This is a genomic window from Alteromonas profundi (genome assembly GCF_010500865.1).
Lineage (GTDB): Bacteria > Pseudomonadota > Gammaproteobacteria > Enterobacterales > Alteromonadaceae > Alteromonas > Alteromonas profundi.
Genome location: NZ_JAAAWN010000075.1, coordinates 1 through 1850, shown reverse-complemented (window position 1 = coordinate 1850; position 1850 = coordinate 1). Strand labels below are relative to the sequence as shown.

Here is a 1850-nt window from a genome sequence, read left to right as displayed (position 1 = left end):
TGGCGTTTAACCTTCACTTTTTTTTGGCGAAAGATCTGATCACCAAACGTCATGAATGTTCCCATCTTTTTTATCCCACTGATTTCGCTATATTATTTGTGGGGATACCTCAGACTCTGACCCCTTTTTCAAATACTATGGCGCCACTTTCAATATCTTGTAGGCTTCCCTTTTATGGCATTTAGCGCTTTAGGCTTATGTACTGAGCTTTTAAACACTGTTACAGAGAAGGGATATACCTCGCCATCCCCCATTCAAAAAGAAGCTATTCCAGCAATATTGAGTCAGCGGGATGTAATTGCGGTGGCGCAAACAGGTACCGGAAAAACGGCGAGTTTTTCATTACCCATTTTGCATTTATTAGCGAACAAGCCTCCCCCACAAACGAATTGTGTGAAGGCACTCATTATCGCCCCCACTCGCGAACTTGCGGCTCAGGTTGCCCTAAACATTAATACCTATAGTCAAAACTTGAATATTCGCTCAACCGCCGTATTCGGTGGAGTGCGCATTGAGCCCCAAAAGCATGAGTTAGAAAAAGGCGTGGACATCCTCATTGCAACCCCAGGCCGTTTAGTAGATTTATATGAACAAAGTGCCATTAACTTCGACTACCTAGAGATATTAGTGCTAGATGAAGCCGACCGTATGTTGGACTTAGGTTTTGTTGACCATATTCATCACATACAAAACCTGTTGCCTAAAAAGCACCAAACACTGCTTTTTTCAGCCACTTTTTCAAAAGAAATAAAAGCACTGGCAACCACAATGCTTCATAACCCTGTGACTATAGAGTTGGCCAAGGCGAATGATCACATTGAAAAGATCACACAAATGCTGCATCCGGTGGACAAAGAGCGAAAACATGCGCTTGTTATTCACCTTATTGAAAACAACGATTGGTCTCAAATACTAGTATTTACCCGTACCAAACGCGGTGCGGATATCTTAAGAAATGAACTTGAGACACTAGGCATTGCTGCAGAATCCATTCATGCAAATAGAACGCAACAGGCACGCACATTGGCGTTAAATGGCTTTAGAAATGGCAGCATTAAAGTGTTGATTGGAACCGATTTGGCCGCTAGAGGCATCGATATTCATCAATTGCCATGCGTTATTAATGTCGACCTTCCCTATGTACCCGAAGACTACATCCATAGAATAGGTCGTACAGGCCGAGCGTCGTCAAACGGATTAGCAATCTCACTCTTTAGCGACGATGAAGCGAAACAATTGAGGGCAATAGAACGCTTTATTGGCAGGCAGTTTAAAAAAACATTTGTTGCTGGCTTTGCCCCCAAACCAAAGCCGCCTGTGGTAAAAATAGAAGAAGATTTATACGGGAATTTTGAGGCCGACGTTAAACCCAAGGGCAAAGGCAGGTTAAAAGGACGCAAAAAGCGCCGCTAAAAATGGGGTCAGAGTCTGAGGTATCCCCACAAATAATATAGCGAAATCAGTGGGATAAAAAAGATGGGAACATTCATGACGTTTGGTGATCAGATCAATCGCCAAAAATCACTGAGACCAAACAACCATGAATGCCCTGTCTATTGTGAACAAAGTCGTATCGCTTGTCAGCTATAAAATGCATAAAAATCGTCGGGATGCGGTAACGGCGTGCGTCAAAAGCCTGCTTAATGGAAGTGCTGCAACCGTAACCAGCATAGGTCGAGGGATTAACACTAAAGCCTTTGAAAAACATCGCATTAAACGTGCCGACCGCTTGCTCTCAAACCCGCATTTATTAAGTGAAACACCCCTTATCTATGCATCTATCGGCCAACTATTTTGTGGTAGCACTTCACGCCCTGTTATCTCAATCGATTGGTCAGATTTAGATGACC

Annotated in this window: 1 protein-coding gene and 1 pseudogene; both read left to right on the top strand. The window is 43.3% G+C overall.

Annotated elements, in window-relative coordinates; genetic code table 11:
• Positions 1-174: 174 nt before the first annotated feature.
• Entirely contained in the window at positions 175-1413 is a 1239-nt protein-coding gene (locus GTH32_RS19185; RefSeq protein ID WP_163088798.1) for a DEAD/DEAH box helicase, read from the top strand.
• A 178-nt stretch (positions 1414-1591) separates the two neighbouring features.
• Positions 1592-1850, top strand: a pseudogene (locus tag GTH32_RS19180) (IS4 family transposase); the annotation flags it as partial.